The organism is Paenibacillus sp. FSL R10-2771 (assembly GCF_038000205.1).
In the GTDB taxonomy this organism is placed as follows: Bacteria; Bacillota; Bacilli; order Paenibacillales; family Paenibacillaceae; genus Paenibacillus_AQ; species Paenibacillus_AQ phytohabitans.
The window spans coordinates 2,989,838-3,011,512 of sequence record NZ_JBBOBM010000001.1; the positions used below are offsets into that span (position 1 = coordinate 2,989,838).

Annotated in this window: 24 protein-coding genes; 14 read left to right on the plus strand and 10 right to left on the minus strand. The window is 49.7% G+C overall.

Translation table 11 applies throughout. The annotated features are described in order from the left end of the window. Positions 1–12 precede the first annotated feature (12 nt). From NSU14_RS13070 to NSU14_RS13080, 3 genes are all read left to right on the plus strand, one after another. On the plus strand, positions 13–837 hold the full coding sequence (locus NSU14_RS13070; RefSeq protein WP_042137684.1) for a carbohydrate ABC transporter permease: 825 nt from the start codon (positions 13–15) through the stop codon (positions 835–837). Between the two features lie 93 nt (positions 838–930). Beyond that, positions 931–2,709 carry a cache domain-containing sensor histidine kinase gene (locus NSU14_RS13075; protein ID WP_336101449.1) on the plus strand — a complete coding sequence of 593 codons (1,779 nt, stop codon included), beginning with the start codon at positions 931–933 and terminating at the stop codon, positions 2,707–2,709. Then, positions 2,706–3,917: a response regulator gene (locus tag NSU14_RS13080; RefSeq protein WP_336101448.1), complete on the plus strand. Its 1,212-nt coding sequence runs from the start codon at positions 2,706–2,708 to the stop codon at positions 3,915–3,917. Before NSU14_RS13075 ends, NSU14_RS13080 begins: the two co-directional genes overlap by 4 nt. A gap of 61 nt (positions 3,918–3,978) precedes the next feature. On the opposite strand, the gene NSU14_RS13085 is transcribed toward NSU14_RS13080, so the two are convergent. From NSU14_RS13085 to NSU14_RS13100, 4 genes are all read right to left on the minus strand, one after another. Beyond that, entirely contained in the window at positions 3,979–4,344 is a 366-nt protein-coding gene (locus NSU14_RS13085; RefSeq protein WP_042137678.1) for a DUF4190 domain-containing protein, read from the minus strand. 91 nt (positions 4,345–4,435) lie between these two features. After that, the gene (locus NSU14_RS13090) at positions 4,436–5,188 is read right to left on the minus strand and encodes a GNAT family N-acetyltransferase (protein ID WP_340945243.1); all 753 of its coding nucleotides are present in this window, start codon (positions 5,186–5,188) and stop codon (positions 4,436–4,438) included. 73 nt (positions 5,189–5,261) lie between these two features. Beyond that, complete coding sequence (gene murI / locus NSU14_RS13095) at positions 5,262–6,041, minus strand: glutamate racemase (protein ID WP_340945245.1); 780 nt, start codon at positions 6,039–6,041, stop codon at positions 5,262–5,264. Positions 6,042–6,253: 212 nt separating this feature from the next. Beyond that, positions 6,254–6,424, minus strand: a complete 171-nt coding sequence (locus NSU14_RS13100) for a hypothetical protein (protein ID WP_179093454.1) — start codon at positions 6,422–6,424, stop codon at positions 6,254–6,256. Between the two features lie 246 nt (positions 6,425–6,670). On the opposite strand from NSU14_RS13100, the gene NSU14_RS13105 reads away from it, so the two are divergent. Beyond that, complete coding sequence (locus NSU14_RS13105; RefSeq protein WP_231575149.1) at positions 6,671–7,123, plus strand: GrpB family protein; 453 nt, start codon at positions 6,671–6,673, stop codon at positions 7,121–7,123. Here NSU14_RS13105 and NSU14_RS13110 read toward each other — a convergent pair. From NSU14_RS13110 to NSU14_RS13125, 4 genes are all read right to left on the minus strand, one after another. Then, positions 7,083–8,243 (minus strand): C45 family peptidase, encoded by a 1,161-nt coding sequence (locus tag NSU14_RS13110; protein WP_340945248.1) that lies wholly within the window; start codon positions 8,241–8,243, stop codon positions 7,083–7,085. The genes NSU14_RS13105 and NSU14_RS13110 overlap by 41 nt on opposite strands. Positions 8,244–8,372: 129 nt before the next feature. Beyond that, entirely contained in the window at positions 8,373–8,696 is a 324-nt protein-coding gene (locus tag NSU14_RS13115; protein ID WP_042137667.1) for a hypothetical protein, read from the minus strand. A gap of 98 nt (positions 8,697–8,794) precedes the next feature. Beyond that, the gene (locus tag NSU14_RS13120; protein ID WP_268794596.1) at positions 8,795–8,917 is read right to left on the minus strand and encodes a hypothetical protein; all 123 of its coding nucleotides are present in this window, start codon (positions 8,915–8,917) and stop codon (positions 8,795–8,797) included. Positions 8,918–8,976: 59 nt separating this feature from the next. Then, positions 8,977–9,198, minus strand: a complete 222-nt coding sequence (locus NSU14_RS13125; RefSeq protein WP_042137665.1) for a hypothetical protein — start codon at positions 9,196–9,198, stop codon at positions 8,977–8,979. Positions 9,199–9,474: 276 nt separating this feature from the next. On the opposite strand from NSU14_RS13125, the gene NSU14_RS13130 reads away from it, so the two are divergent. Beyond that, positions 9,475–12,021 carry a diguanylate cyclase domain-containing protein gene (locus NSU14_RS13130; protein WP_340945256.1) on the plus strand — a complete coding sequence of 849 codons (2,547 nt, stop codon included), beginning with the start codon at positions 9,475–9,477 and terminating at the stop codon, positions 12,019–12,021. 157 nt (positions 12,022–12,178) lie between these two features. Next, complete coding sequence (locus NSU14_RS13135; RefSeq protein WP_340945259.1) at positions 12,179–12,859, plus strand: succinylglutamate desuccinylase/aspartoacylase domain-containing protein; 681 nt, start codon at positions 12,179–12,181, stop codon at positions 12,857–12,859. Positions 12,860–12,870: 11 nt separating this feature from the next. Here NSU14_RS13135 and NSU14_RS13140 read toward each other — a convergent pair whose 3' ends face one another. Then, positions 12,871–14,355, minus strand: a complete 1,485-nt coding sequence (locus tag NSU14_RS13140) for a hypothetical protein (protein ID WP_340945261.1) — start codon at positions 14,353–14,355, stop codon at positions 12,871–12,873. Positions 14,356–14,577: 222 nt separating this feature from the next. Here NSU14_RS13140 and NSU14_RS13145 point away from each other — a divergent pair, with 222 nt between their 5' ends. From NSU14_RS13145 to NSU14_RS13155, 3 genes are read left to right on the plus strand one after another with little or no spacing between them, the layout of a single operon-like run. Further along, on the plus strand, positions 14,578–14,958 hold the full coding sequence (locus NSU14_RS13145; RefSeq protein ID WP_042137658.1) for a GntR family transcriptional regulator: 381 nt from the start codon (positions 14,578–14,580) through the stop codon (positions 14,956–14,958). Further along, on the plus strand, positions 14,955–15,824 hold the full coding sequence (locus NSU14_RS13150) for an ABC transporter ATP-binding protein (protein WP_336103344.1): 870 nt from the start codon (positions 14,955–14,957) through the stop codon (positions 15,822–15,824). Before NSU14_RS13145 ends, NSU14_RS13150 begins: the two co-directional genes overlap by 4 nt. Next, complete coding sequence (locus NSU14_RS13155; protein ID WP_340945266.1) at positions 15,817–16,455, plus strand: ABC-2 transporter permease; 639 nt, start codon at positions 15,817–15,819, stop codon at positions 16,453–16,455. The genes NSU14_RS13150 and NSU14_RS13155 overlap by 8 nt, the downstream gene beginning before the upstream one ends. 99 nt (positions 16,456–16,554) lie before the next feature. Here NSU14_RS13155 and NSU14_RS13160 read toward each other — a convergent pair whose 3' ends face one another. Then, the gene (locus NSU14_RS13160; RefSeq protein ID WP_340945268.1) at positions 16,555–16,902 is read right to left on the minus strand and encodes a ribosomal protein L7/L12; all 348 of its coding nucleotides are present in this window, start codon (positions 16,900–16,902) and stop codon (positions 16,555–16,557) included. 242 nt (positions 16,903–17,144) lie between these two features. Between NSU14_RS13160 and NSU14_RS13165 the strand changes: the two genes are divergently transcribed. The 5 genes from NSU14_RS13165 to iorA all read left to right on the plus strand — a co-directional run bounded on the left by NSU14_RS13165 (position 17,145) and on the right by iorA (position 21,673). After that, positions 17,145–17,489, plus strand: a complete 345-nt coding sequence (locus NSU14_RS13165) for a hypothetical protein (protein ID WP_039291910.1) — start codon at positions 17,145–17,147, stop codon at positions 17,487–17,489. Positions 17,490–17,566: 77 nt separating this feature from the next. After that, on the plus strand, positions 17,567–17,758 hold the full coding sequence (locus tag NSU14_RS13170) for a hypothetical protein (RefSeq protein WP_039291913.1): 192 nt from the start codon (positions 17,567–17,569) through the stop codon (positions 17,756–17,758). Between the two features lie 144 nt (positions 17,759–17,902). Continuing rightward, entirely contained in the window at positions 17,903–18,883 is a 981-nt protein-coding gene (locus NSU14_RS13175) for a patatin-like phospholipase family protein (protein WP_340945272.1), read from the plus strand. Between the two features lie 186 nt (positions 18,884–19,069). Further along, positions 19,070–19,519, plus strand: coding sequence for a YdeI/OmpD-associated family protein (locus NSU14_RS13180; protein ID WP_340945275.1), 450 nt, complete (start codon positions 19,070–19,072; stop codon positions 19,517–19,519). A gap of 417 nt (positions 19,520–19,936) precedes the next feature. Then, positions 19,937–21,673: an indolepyruvate ferredoxin oxidoreductase subunit alpha gene (gene iorA, locus NSU14_RS13185; protein WP_340945278.1), complete on the plus strand. Its 1,737-nt coding sequence runs from the start codon at positions 19,937–19,939 to the stop codon at positions 21,671–21,673. Positions 21,674–21,675: the final 2 nt, after the last annotated feature.

A 21,675-nucleotide genomic window follows, 5' to 3' on the forward strand; every position in this document is an offset into this window, starting at 1 on the left:
AGTGCGCGAATCATGCGTAAATTAAAAAAAGGAATCGTGTATCTTCTTTTTGCCATCCCTGTGGTCACCCAACTGTACCCGCTGTTATGGCTGCTGCTCTATTCACTCAAGACCAACGAAGAAATCATGGACGGCAGCTTCTTTTCTTTTCCCAAAAAAATTCAATGGCATAACTACTATGAAGCTTACACCTCCGGGAGTTATCTGAAGTATCTGTCCAACAGCGTATTCGTTACCGCATTTACGATGATCTGTGTTATCCTGCTGGCCTCAATGGCAGCTTATGCAATCTCACGGTTCCGCTGGAAATACGGCAATCTCGTGATGACCATCTTCCTGATGGGGATGATGATTCCGATGCAGGCTACACTGTTGCCGCTGATGATTATTTTCAAAAATATGCATATCCTGAATACTCACTGGTCGCTGATTCTGCCTTACGTCGCATTCTCCACGCCAATCGCCGTATTCATCTTAAGCGGATTCATGAGAGCTATCCCGCATGAGATTGAAGAGTCGGCGTTCATCGACGGAGCGAGTGTGTACCGGATCTTCCGCAGCATTATTCTTCCGGTGTCTGTACCGCCGGTAATGACGGTATGTATCCTGACCTTCATCAACATCTGGAACGAGTACATCCTGGCGGCAACGTTCATCTCGTCCGAGAAGCTCAAAACCCTGCCATTCGGGGTCTACACCTTCGTCAGCCAGTATTCGGTCAACTACGGCAACATCGGGGCATTCCTCGTTATGGGTGCGCTGCCGGTTATCCTGATCTACTTCTTCCTGTCGAACCAGATCACTAAGGGCATGGTGGCAGGGGCTGTCAAAGGCTGATCTGCAGAATTATGAATTCACGCGTTGCATATAAAATTGGGTTAGATTTATAATAGGAAACGGCAGGACAGGGTGTTGAAAGGAGAGAGTCCTATGAAGAGCGGCTTTCATTCCATCCATCATCGGTTGTTCTTGCTGTTTCTTTTTTGCATGTCCAGTATTCTGCTTATTGTCAGCTTGCTGTACTATAACCGGACTACGGATCAGCTGCATGAGAAGATCAGTGATTTGTCGCAAAAAAACGTTGCCCAGACCGCAGGGTTGTTCACACTCCTCTACAAGGGCTATGATGCATTGTCCAAATCGCTCAGCAATAACTTCGAGATGATTCGTCTGATTAATGAGAAAACCGATGAGCCGGCGGTGGCTTATATCAATGAGCAGACCGTGACGAATATTATCGGCTCGATTTTTTATTCACGGGATGACCTGGTGGGCATTCATGTGATCACAGACAGAGGGAAGATTTATAATTACGGGAATTATATGAACGTGGTCGATCCGGATTACGCCGATGAAGACTGGTATCACCAGCTGCAGGCCTCGTCAGGTAAAATGGTCTGGCTCGGGGTGTACCAGCATTCCCTGATCGATCAGGTGGAGGACAGCCCGGTGTTCGCCTTCGGCCGGCAGATTTATGATCTGAATGAGCATAAGCCGATCGGGATCGTGCTGTATGAGACGAATCCGCAGCCGGTGCTGGATGCCCTTGAGAACTTGAAGCTCGGTGAGCACAGTCAGGTGTATCTGATGTCCCCGGATGGACGGTTTGTCACTTCTGCTACAGATCCGACGCCGGACGTCTCCAATCTGCCTATGCTGCCGACTTCGCAGAATGTGATGGTTGAGCAGCAAAGCGACCGGCTGGTCGTAGCCTCCAAGCTGTCATTCTCCGGCTGGTGGGTGATGAGTATAACCCCGGACAAGGATTTGAATGTAGAGCTGATTGAGATGAAGCGTTATTTGCTGATTGTCATCTCGGCGCTGATTATTGTCTCAACACTGATTGCCTCGATCGTATCTCAGACCATCTCCTCGCCGCTGAAGAAGCTGATCCGGGAGATGAGGCAGGTAGAGGTCGGTAACTTCCGCGGAATGGTCAATGTCTCCTCCTATCAGGAGATTAATATTCTCGTGGCTTCCTTCAACCGGATGGTCCGGCGGATCGAGGAGCTGATTGAACGGGTGAAGCTCTCTTCCGTCAGTGAGAAGAATGCTGAGCTGCATGCGCTGCAGTCCCAGGTCAATCCGCATTTCCTGTACAATACACTCGATATGATCTACTGGATGCTGGATGAGGAAGGCAATGAGCAACTGGGTGAGCTGGTCTTGTCCCTGTCCTCAATGTTCCGTTACAGCAGCCAGTGGGAGGATGGGGCCGAAGTGAGCCTGCGCGAAGAGCTGGAGCAGATTGGCCATTATCTGAAGATTATCTCGATCCGGCTGGAAGGCCGGCTGCAGATTATTACGGAAATCGATGAACGCTGGCTGGACATCCGTGTTCCCAAAATGACGGTCCAGCCTGTAATTGAAAACGCCGTCAAGCACGGTCTGGAATCACTGGGCCGCCAGGGTATATTGAAGGTATATACCAGTGAAGAAGGTTCCGTTCTTAGACTGATTGTGGAAGACAATGGAAATGGAATGAATGAGGAACAGCTGAAACGGCTGCAGGACTCGCTGAATGGGGACGCTCCTGGTCTCAGTCCCAAGGAGAGCGGCAAAAGCGGCATCGGCCTGCAGAATCTGCACCGCCGGCTGCAGTTCATGTTCGGGGAGTGTTACGGCCTGCAGATTCAGAGTTTCCCCGGAGAAGGGACACAGGTTGCCATCGTGCTGCCGATTTCAGTGGAAGGAGAACAGACTACGTGAATATTCTTATTGCCGATGATGAACGGGTCATACGTGAAGGCATCAAGCGCACCATCGGGCAGATTAGCCCGGAGCATCAGGTATTCGTGGCCGCCCGAGCGGAAGAAGCGGTTAAAATCATGGAAGAACAGCGCATCCACATTGTGCTGACCGATATTCTGATGCCGGGAATGAACGGCCTCGAATTCATGAAGATCTCGAAGCGCCGGTATCCGTATGTGAAATGGATTGTCATCTCTGCCCACAGCGAATTCTCCTATGCGCAGGAAGCAGTCCGGCTGGGTGCGAGAGACTATCTGCTTAAGCCGATCGGCAAAACAAAGCTGACTGAGCTTATTGACAGCCTAACAACGGAAATCCAGCAGGACAATAATATCTCGCGGCAAGGCGAACGGCTGAAGGCCAGTCTGAGATTCCTCCGCGAGGGGGTATTCCAGCGGCTGGCCTCTGGGCTGGATATCGGGAATCTGGATATTGAGCCTTTTATTGAAGATTACAACCACTTCTATCTGGTAATGATCCAGCTGGACCCGGGTGACAAAAGTGTCCGCCTGGAGCATTTCATCGTCGAGAATGTGCTGTCTGAGCTGATCGACCAGCATGGACGGGGATTCGTTGTCAGCTATGACCGGCAGAGTCTGCTGGGCCTTATTACGCCGGGTGAGAACGTCCGGGTGGAGCATTTCCAGGAAGAGGTCAAGGCTCATTTGACGCATTACCTGAAGATTCCTTTCCAGATTATCCACTCCGGGCTCAGCTACGACTTCAACACCGTGCCGCAGGTTGTGAAGCGGATGCGGGAGGCTTCGGCCTCCCAGGCGCTTGAGCTGGAGCCGATGAAGGGCAGCGGGGAGAAGGCCATTGATGTTGCGCTGCACTATATCAAGGAGCATTTCTACGAGGATCTGTCACTGGAGAAAATGGCTTCGGTGGTGTTCCTGAATCCGGCGTATTTCAGCCAGCTGTTTAAGCAGAAGACGGGGCAGGGCTACAAGGAATATGTAACCTCCCTGCGGCTGGAGCAGGCCAAGCTGCTGCTGCTCAATCCCAAGCTGAAGCTGGCTGAAATTGCTGAACGGGTGGGTTATCAGGACATGCGGCACTTCACGCAAATGTTCCGTAAGAAATATCAGCTTACACCGACGGAATACCGTCAGCAGGAGAGCATCAACATTCTCATGAGTAAGGGGACTCCGCCGCAACAATAAAAGGAAGCTGATGCCGGTTATCGAAACCGGTGTCAGCTTCCTTTTATTGTTTTTTCACCCTTTAAAAGCTGTTTAAATTGTTGAAATAATTCACCGTGTCGGTGTCAATATTACCAAACATCACGAGTGCAAGAACAAACAGGAGGATTAGTACAGCGTAAATGATGGTGCCGACAATCCCGCAGACCAGCCCGGCAATCGCCAGCCCCCTGCCTTGCTCATAGCGGAGACGGATCTCCTTGAAGGCGAGTGCAGCCAGAACGATCGCAATAATTCCGAAGATAAGTCCGATATAAGGAACTACGATGGAGAGAATGCCGAGCACCAGTGCTGCGATCGCTTTGCCGTTCGTCCGCTCCTGGCGGGGCGGCGGGGGAAACTGTTGATAAAATTCCTGATCTCCAAAGGGTGGGGGTTGATAACTCATAGATTAACTCCTTCATAGTTTGTGAGCAGAGGCTCCATAGACAGATACATGTTTCTAACAGTATATAATATTTTGAATACAGAGATAACCGTTAATAGTTAATCCAGTGCTCAAGCTTCACTGCGGGGGTAAGACCAATCGATTCAGCCAGACGTATGGAGGCGAGATTGTCTTCAAGTACCTGATACCTCGGAATATATCCCCTTTGCAGAGTATGGTACAATGCTGTGCGGACCACGCGCTGCGCCAGTCCGTTTTTTCTTGCGGCAGCAGCCGTATGTACAGCTCCAATCTCCCAGACAGACTCCTCATTGCGGAATACCATACAAGTGCTGAGCGGCACGTCTCCCTCGAACAATGCTACAGAGAAAGCCCCCTCCTGAAAATATTGACTGATTTCCCCCTGTGAGTAGTCGTTGGCCATCCATAACGGCAGCAGCCGTTCATCTATTGCTTCACTTACGATGCATGCCCCGTCTGCGCTGAAGGTTTGGCCTTCGGCCGTAGAATAGGAATAGAGACTGCGGACTTTATGCAGTGTGAAATGCGGCTCCAGCGCCTGGCGGTACGCATCCTCCTGCAGCTTAAATACGAGCCTTGCGTCCCTTGGCAGCAGCTTCAGCAGGGCGGGGAAGACCTCCGGGCTGCTGTAGTCCATTAGCACAACGGTGTCGGCCTCAGGATAGGTCCGGTGATCGTAGGGGAAGGTCACGGCAGGCATCATCAATAATACTCCCCAGTGATCCTGCTGTTCGATCAGCGTACTGTCAATCTGACTGTGATAGGCAGTCATCATTTTGAGCAGCGTTATATTCTTCAGGGGGTTTCGGCGTAATTTCCCCATGACCGCTTCATAGTGGCTCAAGTCATACACTTCCTTTTCTCCGGTAATCATCAGCAGCTGAACATAATTAAATTCACAGTTCATCCAGAAGTTTAAACAGGCGATGGTAATTGCCTAACGTGCAGGTATCCTCAACTATCACACCAGACTTGAAAAAGATGATATCGCCGGTACCACTCTGGTTAACCTGACCTTTGAGTTCGAGTATGCGTTTCAGATGTCTTGCTGTTCCAATACTGCCTGAGATGAAGTCGACATGAGCAGGAAAAACCTTCTTAAGACTATTCTCGAAATAAGGAAAATGGGTACATCCGAGTACCACTGTGCCGTACTGCTGCAAATTAAACTGGGACAATTCTTGATGTAAATAGGGGATGATTTTCTTTTCATCAAATTCAAAGCTTTCAGCGAACTGCACCAGTCCGGGAAGAGGCAAACTGTCCACAATTTCCCCATGATCTATACGGTGAACTAAATCATGATACTTCTTCTCCTGCAGCGTAAGTCTCGTGGCTAACACCAGAACCTTTTTCTGTTTTCCTTCGGATTGTTCAATGGCAGGCTTCACTGCCGGTTCGATGCCCAGGATAGGAAAGTCATACCGGCTTCTGAGCTCCTCAATCACGATACTGGTGGCAGTGTTACAAGCAATGACCAAAGCTTTTATATTGTGTTTAGCAATGAAATCTACAGCATTTAGAATGTACTCTCTAACTTCTTCTTTTGTTTTCTCTCCATAAGGAACATGTGCAGTGTCTGCGTAAAAGAGGTAATCTTCTTGCGGCAGAAATTTCAGTGCCTGATGAAGCACCGTTAAACCGCCTATTCCGGAGTCAAATAATCCTATTCGCATATTTCCACTCTTCCCGTGATTATTAGAATGATTGTATTATTCTATCACTACATTAACTTTATAACTACATTGCCCGTTCAGATTCACACACTCTAATTCATATATGAATTCTGATTCCCGGCTGTGCTTGAGATCTGGAATTTCATCGGAAAACATAAAAAAGACCGGACTTCCGCCAATGTTTCCATCAGCGAAGCCCGGTCCTTTTACATTCAGCTTTCGTTCTTGGTCACGCCATTTAAGCTTGGCACATAATCTTCGGCTTTATCCGGATTCACCATCTGGGGGATTTCGGTGATGCTGGAGTGATTCTGCTGGTTGTTCTTTTTATCGGCACGGTTATCAGCACGGTCATGCTTCGGATCTGCACTGTTCTTGGGCACACTGTTCACCTCCATATCTGATGGATAGTATGAGATAGCGGTTTGCATTTTATCCCGGCAGACTTAAACGTTACATAGAATACTTGGCAGGCAGGCACATTCCCCGTTGACAGGTGCGCTATAATATATTTACTAAAAACTATTCTCACCAAGGAGGGGAAGATCATCGCTGAGAAAACAAAAGTTGTTGAAGTTGTTCCCTACGACCCGGCCTGGAAGGTTGAATACGCCAGAATTGAAGCGCGGATGCTGGAGATCGCGGGAGATCTGATCATAGCGGCTGAGCATGTGGGCAGTACCTCCATCGAGGGGTTATCGGCCAAACCTGTTATCGATATCGATCTGGTGATGGAGAGCTATGAGAAGCTGCCGGAGATCATCCGGAGATTACAGCAGTACGGTTATGAGCATCAGGGCAATTTGGGGATTGAGGGCAGGGAAGCCTTCCGGAGCGTGAAGGAGGACGGATTTATGAAGTACCACCTTTACGTATGTCCGAAGGACGGGAAGGGATATCTTGAGCATATCGCTTTCCGCAATTATCTGCGTAGCAGCCCGTCTGCCCGTGAGGAGTATCAGGCGGTCAAGCAGCGGCTTGCGAAAGAATACCGTTATGATATCGACTCATATTGTGAGGGGAAGACAGAATTCGTGCACTCTATTCTGCAGAAGGCAGCTGATCCCAGAATCCGGCTGTAGATGGGCGGTTAGGCAGAACGGCTTGATATTCGTAGACTCCGGCCGGGTCGTTGAACCCAAAGGTTCTCCAGCTGTTCAGCTGCGGGGAACCGAAGCAGATATGCGCCTCTCGGGCCGAGTTATCACAGACCATGGACCATAACGTTCCGAAACCCTCACTGTAATGATGACAGCAGACTCCCTTAGGGTATTCTGTGCCTGCGATGGCTTGCATGGCTCCCACGGGGCTTTGGAGGGCAACTTCGTCCGTAAGTGCCGACCGCAGCGCTTCATACCTTGTCCTCGAATTCTCCATCACCTGCAAATTATGAACCTGCATGGATGGAAGGGTATAATGGTTGGCTGAGAGGACAAGCTGGTTGCAGTTCCCGCCAGCCGCTGCCGGATAATACTGGACCTCTTTTTGCGTACCGGCAGTTTCAACTAGTGTGATATCGCCTTTGGCGTCCGAGATCAGGAAATTCCGGTAGTCGGAGACTGGCATGCTGCGTATCAGCAGCGCCGCTTCTTCCGCCGTGGTGCAGTTGTCGAGCAAGGCGCGGACCACTCTCGGAAAAATAAAGCCTTCACCGGTCATCTCCGGACGGATTCTCCCCGATGTAGTTGTTACAGTAAGCCCTTCATCGTTCATTCCGTCATAACGGCCGAACAGCTGGAGCGCAAATCCGGTATGCGCAGGTTTGCCCTTTACCCGAGTTGTACTGAGCAGCAGCTGATTATAGGGCTCATCCTCCCAGCCAAAATCGTAGTTACGCATATGACAGGTATGTCCGCCGTTATCCGGACTTGTCCGGTATGCAGCCTGTGTACAGTGACCGGATGGCTGGAAGTAGGAGTAATAGAACACAACCCTGCCGGGTTCAATACCGGTCTCGTCGGCGAAGCCTTTGATTTCTTCGTTCATGCCGGGGCAATACTTCTCGAAGCTCTCCATGACTCTATCTGCCGCAGACGGCAGCAGCGGGGAAGCCCCCATGAATGGAGAGGATAAGAATGAGATGAGCTCGGAATTATGCTTGTAATGAGCGCCCAAGGCACGGCCGACCTCATAATGAGTGCCTTCCGTAACGATATGGGAATATTGTGCGGTCCTGCGTTGAATAGGGGGATTAGCATCCATTGTATAAGTACCTTCTCTCGTTTACTCTCTGCGCAGAGTAGGTTCATTATAACGGGCGAGCTCTTCAGTCGGCAAAGTCCGTTCCGGCCGAAATACCCGCATGGGCTGCTATACAGGGAAGCGCAATCATTATAGGGTCTTATTTTCTTGGACGGAGTAGGAAATACTTGTATTATTGTCATTTTTAAGGTAACTTATTGATATAACTTCCGGATTAACTTTTGCCGGAGGCGCAGTTCCAATAACGGTATATGTAAGCCGAAGAGGAGCATTCCCCCAATGCTCCTTTTTGCGTGAATGAGAATCTTTACTTTCGCTGGAGGGAAAATCCCAAAAATCCTGCACGAAATACAACATTCTTCTCTTGAAATTGAGCTTGAACGAAAAATGTTGTACAAAATGCAGGATTTCCCCGTATTCATGCTGTTGTGCTTGGAAATTGTTGTATTTCATACAACAAACCTTACAAATTCCCTTATATCTATGAGTCCAAGTTGTATTACGTACAACATTTCAAAGCTAATTAGTGACTCGACATCCACAGCCACCCCCTAAGGCCCAAACGAAACATTCTGAAGAACATACCGGATAACGAAGAAGGCAATGATCAGCACTGACGCAAATCCCAGCAGAAAAGAAACAATGTCTCTGCCTGAACGTTTGTATTTTCTCATTTACAGTCACCTCGTATATGAATAATAAAGACCCCTGTTGAGGGGTCAACTCTGGGGCATCAGACTGTTGTTGCAAATTTCAAGAGTTCATCAGGGACTGCGATTTCACCCAGAACCGCTTCTGCGGCTGCCCAAGCCTGACTGAACTCTTTTCCGCTGTAAAGGGTGCGGTTACGGGTTGGGCTGGAAAGTGACATATCAAAGACGATAAATTCCCCTGCATCTGTTGCAACTCTGAAGCTCACGGAACGGTCCTGCTTCTGTATCCGTACTTCTTCCATATGATTCAACCTCCTAAGACTTTCCTCTAACCATAAATATTATACATAATTATTCCATTCCAGGCATAGCGAAGAAGCTCCGTTGATTGTATTCTCCTGCCAGCTCTGAACTGGCGGGATTTTTGTATACATCTGTGCCGGAAATAACCCGGCCCTCCCAGATAGAAATTTCTCCTAACGTACGCGCGATTTGTTAACGCTGCTGAAAATAAGATAATATGAAACTACGCATAATGTATGCATAGAAATCTTTTACTTCATTGGAGGCGTTGCACCATGTCAGACTTTAAAGCCCATAACGAGAATGATCCGCTCAACCGCACATTGCTGAACGAAGCCGGTCTGGAACTGAATGAATCGCTGGACCTCACGAACTGCGACAAGGAGCCGATCCATATTCCCGGGCTTATTCAGCCGCATGGCGTGCTGCTGGCAGTGACGCAAGGCAAGGACAATCTTATTGTCCAGGCCAGCCGGAACACAGATGTACTGCTGGGAATTCCTGCAGAGACGCTGCTTGGAACTTCTATGGCTGAGCTGGTAGGCGATAGTCAGCTTCAGGCCTTACTGGAGCGCAGTGTGAACGCCAAGGAAACCGCAGATTTACAATATATTGTCCTGAAGATTGAAGTTGAAGGAGAGATGACCGATTTCTTCAGCATTATTCACGAAAGTGAAGGGCTGATGATTGTCGAGCTGGAGCCAGCCTCCGAAGAGGAGGGTGCAGGAGCCAATGATTTTGAATGGATCCGCACGTTCTTCGGCCGTATGAAGCAGACTGCAGGCCGGATTGAAGCCAGTCAGGCGGCGGCTGAACAGGTCAAAGAAATGCTCGGTTATGACCGTGTGATGATCTACGAATTCGATGAGGAGTGGAACGGGAAAGTTGTAGCGGAAGCGAAGGAAGAAGGTCTGGAACCGTTCCTCGGGCATCACTACCCGGCATCTGATATCCCCAAGCAGGCGCGTGAGCTGTACTTGCGCAACTGGCTGCGGACCATCGTGGATGTGCACTATACGCCAGTACCCATTATCCCGGTGCTTCAGCCCCTAACCGGCAAGCCGCTGAACCTCAGCCTGTCGATCCTGCGCAGTGTCTCCCCGCTGCATATCGAATATTTGCAGAATATGGGGGTTGGAGCGACTACCACCATCTCGTTAATTCATAATAACAAGCTCTGGGGACTGATCACCTGCCATCACCATTCGCCAAAGTATGTACCGCATCGCATCCGCAATCTGTGCAATTTCCTGGGTTCCTTCTTCTCCAGTGAGCTGTACCAGCGCCAGCAGCTGGATACGTATCAGACAGAGCTGCAGCTGCGGACCAAGGCGACGCGGATTGTCGATGTATTCACAGGAAATTCAAGCTCCTTCCGGGTGATTGAGCAGCTGGGAGAGGAAGAGCAGACGCTGCTTGCGCTAATGGATGCTTCAGGAGCAGCGGTATGTTACCAGGACAAGCTGATGCTGTACGGGGTTACGCCTTCCCAGGATCAGGTACGGGAGCTTGCGGGCTGGCTGGCCGGTAAAGCCAGGGACTACACCTACTGTACTTCGAGGCTCAGTCTGGAATATGAATCAGCCAAAGCTTACAAGGACAAAGCCTCCGGCGTGCTGTATCTGGCTCTGACTCCCGGACAGCAGAACTATATGATCTGGTTCAGACCAGAAGTTGTAGAGATTGTGGACTGGGCAGGAGATCCTGCAAAGGCTGTCATTCAGGAGAATGACGGGATGCGTCTGTCTCCCCGGAAATCTTTTGAGAAATGGCGCCAGGTCGTTCAGTCTACTTCACTTCCCTGGAAAGAGCAGCATCTCAACATTCTGCCTCAGCTGAAATCTATCCTGCGCGGCCAGACGGAGAATCAGCTGCGTCAGGCCGAGGAACAGGCACTGCAGAATGCACGAAGTCTGCGTCATAATGAACAACGTTATCTGCAGCTGATGGAGCTGTCACCGGTAGCTTTCTTTATGATTACCGATGATCTTATCGTCTATAGCAATAACCGTGCGCTGGACCTGATGGCTATGGAGAAGGGCAAGTCCCTAACGGGTCAGCCATTCCTGAAATATGTGCACGAATCATACCGTCCTGCATTGCGTCAATATTTCTCGGAGCTCAGCCTGAACAAGAGCCAGTTCGTAACCGGCAGCGGACAGTTTCAGAATGCGGATGGACAGACTCTGGACATGAACCTGACACTAGCCTCAGTAATCCATGGCGGCAAATCTTCGATTATGGCTGTTCTGAGTAAAGGGTCTGACGCTGATGCGAAGGGTGAAGCCTACACCAGTGTAACTACCCAATTGCAGAGTTACCTGACAACGGATTCCTTAACAGATCTGCCGAACCGGCTGGCGCTCGAGAACGAGCTCACTAGTACATGGAAGGATTGTTTGCGCGCGCAGGAGCCGCTTCTATTATTGTCTATCGACATCGATGATTTCCATTCCTATAATGCGGTCCACGGATTAAAAGGCGGAGATCTGTGTATTCAATCGGTGGCGGATGTACTGAACATTATCGGCAAGCAGCATGGCGCTTTCGTCGCCCGCATCAGCGGAGCGGCTTTCATACTGATCTTATCCGGGGTAACCTCCGGAGAGGCGGAGCAGCTGGCCGAAGCTGTGCGCAAGGGTGTCTATGATCTGCAAATTCCCCGCGACCGTTATGAAGAAGAAGGTGTGGTCACCGTAAGTATTGGCGGTCTGCTGAAAGTCCCTCTTACAACGGACCGTACTTCAGAGTTCATTGCCGGGTCGGAGAAGGCACTCTATGAGGCGAAATCCAGCGGAAAAAACCAGGTTGTATTTCATTGAATAACCGTTATGAACACAGAAGCCGGGTAAGGTCCATCTGGACTATACCCGGCTTTTTGCCGCGCCTGTCTATGTGTCCAATCCACCATTGGCGATCCGCATACATTACAGAATAAAGCGAATGTACTTCTGCATACGTGAACGGAGGTGAAACGCGGTGTCTGTCGAGAAGCATATGCTGGCAGCAGGAACTCCCTATGCCACACCTTATTATGTCGTGAACAGCGTAGCTCCCGGTCCTGTATTTATGATCATCTCCGGCGTCCATGGCAATGAACCGGCGAGTACCCGTGCGGCACAGGGGATCGTAAGCCGGTTCAAGCGCGGAGATTGGGTTCTGCGCAGAGGGAAGCTGATTATTGTCCCGCTGGTGAATGTATCCGCACGGCGTAAGGGCATCCGCGGCATACCTGATTTGAACCGTACCTTCCCGGTAGGTAGAGGCGCTAAGGCTAGACATCCGCTGTCAGCTGCGGTGTTCCAACTCGCCGCACGTTATCGTCCATCCTGGTATTTGGATCTGCATGAAGCGAACGGGCTGTCACAGCTTAATCCGCGGCGCGTAGGGCAGACGCTGATTATCAGCCCGGCTAGCCGGGTGGCAGGTGTGGCGAAGCAAATTGTGAAGAAGATGAACTTGTCGGTTCCGAATAAAGCTTACCGCTTCAATATCCGCCGCCGCGAGCGCACCGGGACTTCACGGATGGCTATGCAGCGTCTGCTCGGAGCGAGAGCCGTTACAGTGGAAACCTGCTGGAGTCTCGATTTCTCCTTAAGGGTGCGGCTGCAAAGTGAGATTGTCAGTCATTTCCTGCTGGCTGCGGGTTTAATCGGCTGATGCCGTATAGTTCAGTTGCTCTGTAACCCCGGATCTTCCTTGGGCTGCTTTCCGTTGCCGGGAACAAATACACTCCCGTAGCTTCCTTTGTAGACAGGAGTGCCGAGTGCTTTTACCCAGTCCTGATACAGCCTCAAGGAGCTGCCGTTTCGCACAATCACATAATCCGGGCGGTCATATTTCACGATATCAGGCAAGTATTCGGAGAAGCCGTACATGGAGCGTTCGAAGGCATTCCAGCCCATGATCCCAATCGAAGCCTTGGTGATAAAAGGGTCCTGGCGCCCGTCACAGAGCACATCCCCGCCGCGGAACATCACATAACCTGAAGACCCGTAGCTGGACAGCACCTTAGGCCGCCTGCCGGCCGGTGTATGCTCCAGTACATAGCTCATCTCTAAGACAGGGTAATCTGCAGCAGTCACCACTGGCGGGACCGTGAAGATATATACAGTGTTGATCAGCAACCCGGTGATAAGTCCAAGGGCAACCGCTCTTCCGCTTGTCCGCAGCCTGAGCTTGCCCGGAAGCGGAACCGCTTCGAAGAAAACTGCCGCGAAATAAGGAATGAACAGCCACATGAACAGATTCTGCTTGAAATTTGATACTCCGAGATAGAGAATGCCGGTCATCAGGAAGAAGCGGAACGGCTTCCGCTGCAGGGAGAAGGGCAGGGTGACCGCGAAAAAGAGCAGCAAAAGCAGAATCGGCAGCTGGTCCGGCCGGCTGAAGGAGAGAGGCTGCCATTCATTAATGAGCAGATTGTAGTTATTGTGTGTGACGGTGAAGATGAACAGCAGCCCTTGAAGTTCTCCCGGATTCGGCAGACCGGCCAGCAGGACCAGCAGGAAGACGGCAGCCCGCTTCCAGCTGAGATTGCGTGCAATCAGTGATTCCAGCACGGCCATACCGGTAAACACGGCAATCACCAGCCATACTCCGGTATGGACATTGGCAACGGCACAGGAGAGGATCATCATTGCTGCCGCATACCTGGCCCCGGGCTTCAGCTGATACTCCCGCATGCAGATGAAGAACCAGACAATCAGCGGAGAGGAGACCATCTGCGGTCTTCCCTTGAAGTAGTTATAGTAGATCCAGCAGGATATCAGCAGGACAAAGGGCAGGAGCAGAACATGATTCTCCCGGAGACCCAGCTCTTTACGTGATACTTCTCCAAGACGTATAAGCCCCAACAGTAAGCCAAGCAGGCAAAGGGCGGTCAGCAGATAGATCCCCGGCCAGCCGAACCACTGGTACAGCGGTGTAATCAGCAGCTGAAACCCGGCTTCATGGGGGATATACGGCAGCTTGTCTCCATAAAAGGTATGTATCGCATGATGCAGCACCTTCCCGCGCTCAAGCATGTAGCGTCCAACCTCCAGATGCCAGAACGTATCCGGATCATTATACGAATATTTAGGCTGCATGAGCAGCATAACGGCAGCCGTCAGCAGTCCGCAGATGAGCGGATAGACGGCGGTTTTTCTAGACATATGAACTTCCCCTCTGTGTAAGCATTCGGCTTCCGCCTCTATATAGCATCACCACTTCCCATAAGTGATTAGATCAATACCTGCGAGAGAGCAGGAGTCCTAATATGCGCCGCAGCTGTAACCAGACAGTGCTAATTTAGAGGATTGACACCACTGAACATAGTGTATATATTATATATATACATTAAATACAAATACCGCAAAGGACGCTGGTGCTGCTGCATGAATATTTTGATATCAAGTACATCCGGTGAACCGATCTACGCCCAGATTGTGGGACAAGTCCGCCAGATGATTCTGCAAGGGGAGCTGGTCTCCGGTACGCCGTTGCCATCGATCCGCTTATTGGCCAAGGAACTGCAGATCAGTGTCATTACCACGAAGCGGGCTTACGAGGAGCTGGAGCGTGAAGGGCTGATTAACTCTATTGTCGGCAAGGGCTCTTTTGTCTCCGGGGCAGATCAGGAATATATCCGGGAGCAGCGGCTGCGGATTGTAGAGGGCAAGCTGAAAGAAATCATTGATGAGAGCAGACTGCTGGGCATGGAGTATGCCGAACTGGCGGAGATGCTGAAACTGCTCTATGAGGAGGAACAGGAATGAGCGATGTAATCCGGTTAGACCATTTAACCAAAAGCTACGACCGGTTTGAGCTGAGGGATATCTCATTGTCCATCAAGGAGGGGTTTATTACAGGCCTGATCGGCCCGAACGGTGCAGGCAAAACCTCGCTGATCAAAATGATGATGGGTATGATCTACCCGGATCAAGGCAATATCACGATGTTGGGTCAGAATAACCAGCTATATCAAGCAGCGGTCAAGGAGCGGATTGGGTACGTCTCGGATGAGAATATCTATTATGAGAATCTCACCGTCAAGCAGATGAAGAGAGTTATCGCGCCGTTCTACACCCGCTGGAATGAAGATACATATGTGAAGTTTCAGGAGCTGTTCAAGCTTCCGCCCGGCAAGAAGATTAAGGATCTGTCCAAGGGGATGAAAATCAAATTCTCGCTCGCCATCGCCTTATCCCATGGTGCCGATCTACTTATTATGGATGAGCCTACCTCGGGGCTTGATCCGATTTTCCGCAGAGAGATGCTGGAGCTGCTCAGTGAGCATATTCAGGACGAGAAGAAATCGATTCTGTTCTCCACCCATAACACGATGGATCTGGACCGGATTGCCGACTATATTGTATTCATCAACGAGGGGCGGATTGTTTTCAATGAGATGAAGGAGAGTATCAGCGAGCGTTACCTCCTGGTCAAAGGCGGGAAGGAGCTGCTCGACCGTGATGTCCGGCGATGGTTCGTCGGTATCCGCGAGAACGGGCTGGGGTTCGAGGGTCTTATCAGCAACCGTGCGGAGGGCGAACGGTATTTCAGGGATACGGCTATCTGCGAGACGCCTACTCTGGAAGAAATCATGTATTTTACGGTAAAAGGAAGTGAAGCGCATGTATAGCTCCCTGCATCTGATCCGCAAAGACTTCATCCTTACCCGGAAATTCATTCTGCTGCTGGTGCCGTATTATATACTCATGGGATATACGAATGCGGATGCCTACACTATGTTCTCGCTGTTTCCGGCCATGCTGCTGCTGATCAATGCCTGCACTATTGATATGCAGCATAACAATCAGAAATTTCTTGTCAGTCTTCCGGTACCGAGGCAGCGTCTGATTCAGGCCAAATATTTAACGCTCATTCCTTTCTTGGCCTTCAGCATCCTCTGCACACTGCTGCTCTATCTGTTTGCATTTGCGATGGGGAAGATAGACGCTCCGCTCCGCTGGAGAGAGCTGGGCCTTGCGGCCGCGTCTTTTCCGCTGCTTGCTTCCTTCTATCTGCCGCTGTATTACTGGCTGGGACAAAAGGGCATGCAAGTCGTCAATTTCGTATTCATCATGTTAATCATGCTGAACGTCACGGCATTCAAAAGTTTATCTGAACGGTTTCCGGCACTTGCAGAATGGTTCCAGACCGGCAGGCTGGACAGCACGCTTCTGCCCGTTATTGGTGTTCTGGCCTATCTGATTATTATCTACGGCTCTTATCTGCTCTCTTTGCGGGTTTTTGTTAAAAAGGACGTATAACCCCAGCCGGGTTGCAGGCAAGCCGGCATCATAAAAAACGGCCTCAGATTCCACTTTAAAGTGGAATCTGAGGCCGTTTTGGTTCTGTGCAGGGGCAGGTCAGCGGAAGGTACCGCCCTGTTCCAGATTGTCGATGAAGTCCTTGGCATCCTTCAGGGATAAATTCCGTGCTTCCCGCATTACCTTAATCGCCTGAATCTTCTTGCCCTCCGCGAGCAGCAGATGCAGTCTCCGCTCCAGATCAGGAGCAATCTCCGGGTTCTGCACGAACAGCGGGGTCGGAATGCCGGCTATCCTGCCTCCAGCTCCTGCAGGTCCCCCATACGCGTCCCTCTGCGCCAACTGAGACTCCAGCTCTGTTACGCGCTTTTTCAGACGGAACACACTAAACATAAGCAGCAACACAAGAACCAAAGCCAGAATTGCGATAATATCCGTATTGTCCATGGGAGCGGCTCCTTTCTGCCCTTATAGCATCGATCACAGTAACTAGACCTATCATATTCTACTACCCGCTGAGCAGAAGAATGAACACTTCACTCTTGAAATAGGAACAGATCAAACGTAGTTCTGCGGGGCCGGTTGAACAGACTTCATCCCGTTTCATGCAGAATGTCATATTCAACCCTCTAAAATTATGATATTTTTATGCGAAATTTCAAATATTTATGGAGATGGGGGGCTTACCGGTGATAACTCCGTACAATCTTGAAGAATATTATGTAAGGATCGGCCGGCTGAAGCAGCGTTATTTGTCAGAGCGGTTTGAGCAGGAGCTTCCGGCATTCCATTCTCACCTGGAAGCGGCCCAGTGGTTCCGCAGCATGTTCCCGGGCGGGTTCATTTTTGTGGAGGAGATGGAAGCGGCTAACGCTGAGAGCTATTACTTGTATGACATCATCCACGACCGCGAGCTGTGGGAGCGCAGACAGCAGGATTTGAAGACCAAAGGCACCGCTTCCGGACTCGGCATGCTCCTATGCACCCAGCGGGTCGATATTTACGAGGACGGATCGGTGCAAATCGCTTTTTAACAATAAGTGCTGTTTCAGGACAAATGAATCAAAAGTGAGATTAAATGGTGTATAATCATGGAAAGGGAGGTGATTTCATGGCTGACTTCTTTAATCCGGGACCACATGCGAATTCGACTGATCCCGGCGGGCATAAAGCCAACCATGACGTGAATGCGCAGAAGTATCACACCGAAGGCCCTCCAGGCTTATGGAGGCAAATATCCGATCTGGTTATTGCTATAGCTGTCATTGCCTTTTTCATTTTTGTGATCATGTGGATCTTTTGATCTGTCTCCCCAACAAGCGGCTGTCCAAGACTGGTTTCATGGTCCTGGTGCATCCGCTTTTTGTTGTTTTACAAGTGAATAAATCAGAGTATCCAACACATACTTACAGATACATCTTTTACAAGTAACAGGAGGGGTACTCAGGTGGAGGCAGATGCAGTCTTTGAAGGCGGCGGCGTAAAGGGAATTGCTTTTGTAGGAGCCATTGAAGTGATGGAATCCAGAGGATATACCTGGAACAAGCTTGCGGGGACTTCAGCCGGCGCGATCATTGCAGCTTTGTTGGCCTGCGGTTACAATAGTGCTGAAATCAGAGAGCTGATGAGCTCGCTGGACTATATGAAGCTGCTCGGGCGTACCAGAATGAACAGCCTGCCGATCTTGAACAAGGCGCTTCCGTTAATGATGAAGTCAGGCATTTACAGCAACCACATTTTAGAACAGGTAATGACGGATTGGCTGAAGCGTAAGAAAGTTGTAACGTTTGGAGATATTCCCGAAGGCAAGCTTTCGATTATAGTCTCGAATATAAGCAATGGGCGGATTGCAGTTTTCCCTAATGATTTGCCTCACTATGGTCTGAAGGCGTCAGAATTCTCCATAGCCGCAGCAGTACGGATGAGCACCACGCTGCCTCTCTTTTTTCAACCCTATGTCTGGCATACACCCCTGCAGAAGAAACCCTATTATATGCTGGACGGAGGAATGCTTAGCAATTATCCGATCTGGCTGTTTGACGTAGATGGAGTCCCGCGGTGGCCAACCTTCGGATTCAGACTGTCGGAAAGGCGAACCTATGCCCAATCGATAGAGATCAATGGTCCGGTCTCGTTACTCAAAGGGATGTTCAAAACCATGCTGCAGGCTCATGATCAAAGACATGTAGACAAACATGCGGAAGAGCGCACAATATTTATTCCCACTGGAAAAGTAACGACGACAAAGTTCGAATTGACGGAAGAAGATAAGTATTTCTTGCTCTCATCCGGCCACGCTGCGGCAGATAAATTCCTGGAGACATGGGACTTCGAAGACTATAAGCATAAATTCAGAGAAAATCATGCGGCCATACCGGTTCAGCCCTTTTCCGGTGAATCGCAGCAGGAGTCCGGTATTTATCACTGAAACGCAAGGCTACTACTTCCACATTGAGGAGCAGTAGCCTTTTGTCTGGGGATTCACAAATTTGCCAATAGCACTGCCGGGAATGGGAAGGTTTCTTTTATAGAGATCAAGAATATAGACACAATGCCGAAGTGTGAGAACAGAGTGGATATTGAAGCTTCTTTATAATGAGGAGTGATGCTTAAGATGGAGTATGAATTTGATAGCGAGATCAAGATGCTGGAAGGCAAAATGAAATGGAAAGTAGTGTATTTCCCTTATCCAGTGAAGGAAATATTCGATACGAACGGTAAAGTGCCGGTTCAAATTACCGTTGACGGACACCGGTTCGAACATACGCTGCTGCCGTCAAAAAACGGGCATTATTTTGTATATAATGAATTCATCCGAAGAGCCGTACTTAAAAAGCCCGGTGACAAACTCCATGTCATTCTTACAAAAGATGAGAAGAGCCGTAATATTGTGGTGCCGGACTACATTACCAGAAACCTTGAAGATCACGATATGCTTAATCCATTCCTGGATCAGCCAGATTATCTTAAGCGGGAGCAGATCCATTACATCGAGCTTGCCAAAAAGGAAGAGACGAAGATTAACCGCATACTGGCTTTAATTAACACACTGAAAGATAAATGAATCCTGTTGAAGGACCTAAAGCACAATGGCACTGCAAACGGATTTGGAATGCTTCTCTGTACCCACAATCCGGCATCTATGAAGGACGGTCTGGTCCATTTGGCCTTTTGAGAGGAAACGACAATAAATACTATATAAGATAAATATACGTTTTAATTTGAAAAGTCTGCAATAAAAGGTTGCAGGCTTTTTAATTATTTCAATTTTGTGAAAATTAGCAGATTAAGGAACTGAAAGGCTGGAATTTATTAAAAAAAAGTAACAAAGTTAATAGTAACACTATAATATTGATTATAGCCTATATATAAGTAGTAAGAGCCTATAAATGTTAAATATGTAATCTGTGATTTGGGAGAAATTCAGCCGCGTGGTTCTGTTAAATGAGATGAACGAGAGGACGATCCGATGAAAGCTCTAATGATGGGTAATGAGGCAATTGCCAGAGGCGCTTATGAAGCAAATTGTAAAATCATTTCATCCTATCCCGGAACACCGAGTACGGAAATTGTCGAGAGCATCAGTGTCTATGAGGGCGTGTATGCCGAGTGGGCACCCAACGAAAAGGTAGCGCTGGAAGTAGCAGCAGGCGCCTGTATCGCCGGTATCCGCAGCCTGACCACCATGAAGCACGTAGGGGTGAATGTGGCGGCAGATCCGCTGTTCAATATGACCTATGAAGGTGTAAATGCCGGTCTGGTCATTGTTTCGGCAGATGATCCGGGGATTCATTCCTCGCAGAACGAACAGGACAACCGCATTTATGCCAGTCATGCCAAGATGCCGCTGCTCGAGCCGACCAGCTCCCAGGAATGCAAGGATATGATTGTCGAAGCCTACGAGATCAGCGAGCGCTTCAATACGCCTGTCCTGTTCAGGACCACAACCCGGGTGTCCCATTCGAAGGGGATTGTTCACTTCCAGGAAGACCTGGCAGTGGAGGAGAAATTCAAAACCTATAAGAAAAATAAGCTGGACAGGCTGCTCCTTCCGGCCATCTCCAGAAAGCGGCATCTGGAAATCGAAGCGAATCTCCTGGATATTCAGGCGTACTCCAATTCCTCCCCTCTAAATGCAATAGAGTACAGCTCCCCGGAGATCGGCATAGTGACGAGCGGAATATCCTATCAATATGTTAAGGAAGTGTTCGGAGATACGGTATCCGTGCTGAAGCTGGGTATGAGTTATCCTTTTCCGGACGAGAAGGCCAAAGAATTCGCTGCATGGGCCAAAACAATCTATGTTGTCGAGGAGGGCGAGCCCTTCATCGAAACCTCACTTAAAGCGATGGGCATTGCCTGTACCGGTAAGGAGATCATTCCCGTCTGCGGTGAGCTGAACCCGGAAATTATCAGAAAAGCGATCACCCGTGAAGAATTCGACTGCTACGAGGGTGTCCAAGTACCGCCAAGGCCGCCAAGGCTGTGTGCAGGCTGCGGTTATCTCGGACTGTACAGCGCAGTCAAGCAGCACAGGGACATTATTGCCGCCGGAGATATCGGCTGTTATACGCTGGGCGGCACCGAGCCGATCAAGGCGCTCGACACCGTGCTCTGCATGGGCGCTTCCATCTCTATGGCAACGGGCATGCAGCGGACTCAGGATTTCAAACCGATGGGCAAGAAGGTATTCGCCTTCATCGGTGACTCCACCTTTTTTCACTCAGGTATGACCGGACTGCTGAACGCAGTTTACAACAAGACCCCGATTGTCATCTGTATCCTGGACAATCGCTCCACATCTATGACCGGCAATCAGGAGAACCCGGGCACCGGGCGCACACTGCAGGGCAGCACGTCGGAAGTCATACGGATTGAAGATATCGTGCTCGCGCTAGGCATTAAACCGGACAACCTCAGAATACTAGACCCCACCAACCTCCAAGAAACGCAGCAGTGTGTGGACACAGCCAAGCACAGCACTGAACCGTTCGTAATCATCTCCAGACATCCTTGTGAACTTCTCAAAAGCAAAGCGGAACCCACAAAAAAATACATCATTGACAATGTTACCTGTGTGAATTGCAAAAAATGCACTATGCTAGGCTGCTCGGCTATCAAAATTGTGGACCGCCAAATCATGATTGATCCGCTGGACTGCAAGGGCTGCAGCATCTGCCAGCAGGTTTGTCCCTATGACAGCATTAAGGAGGCTTAAGC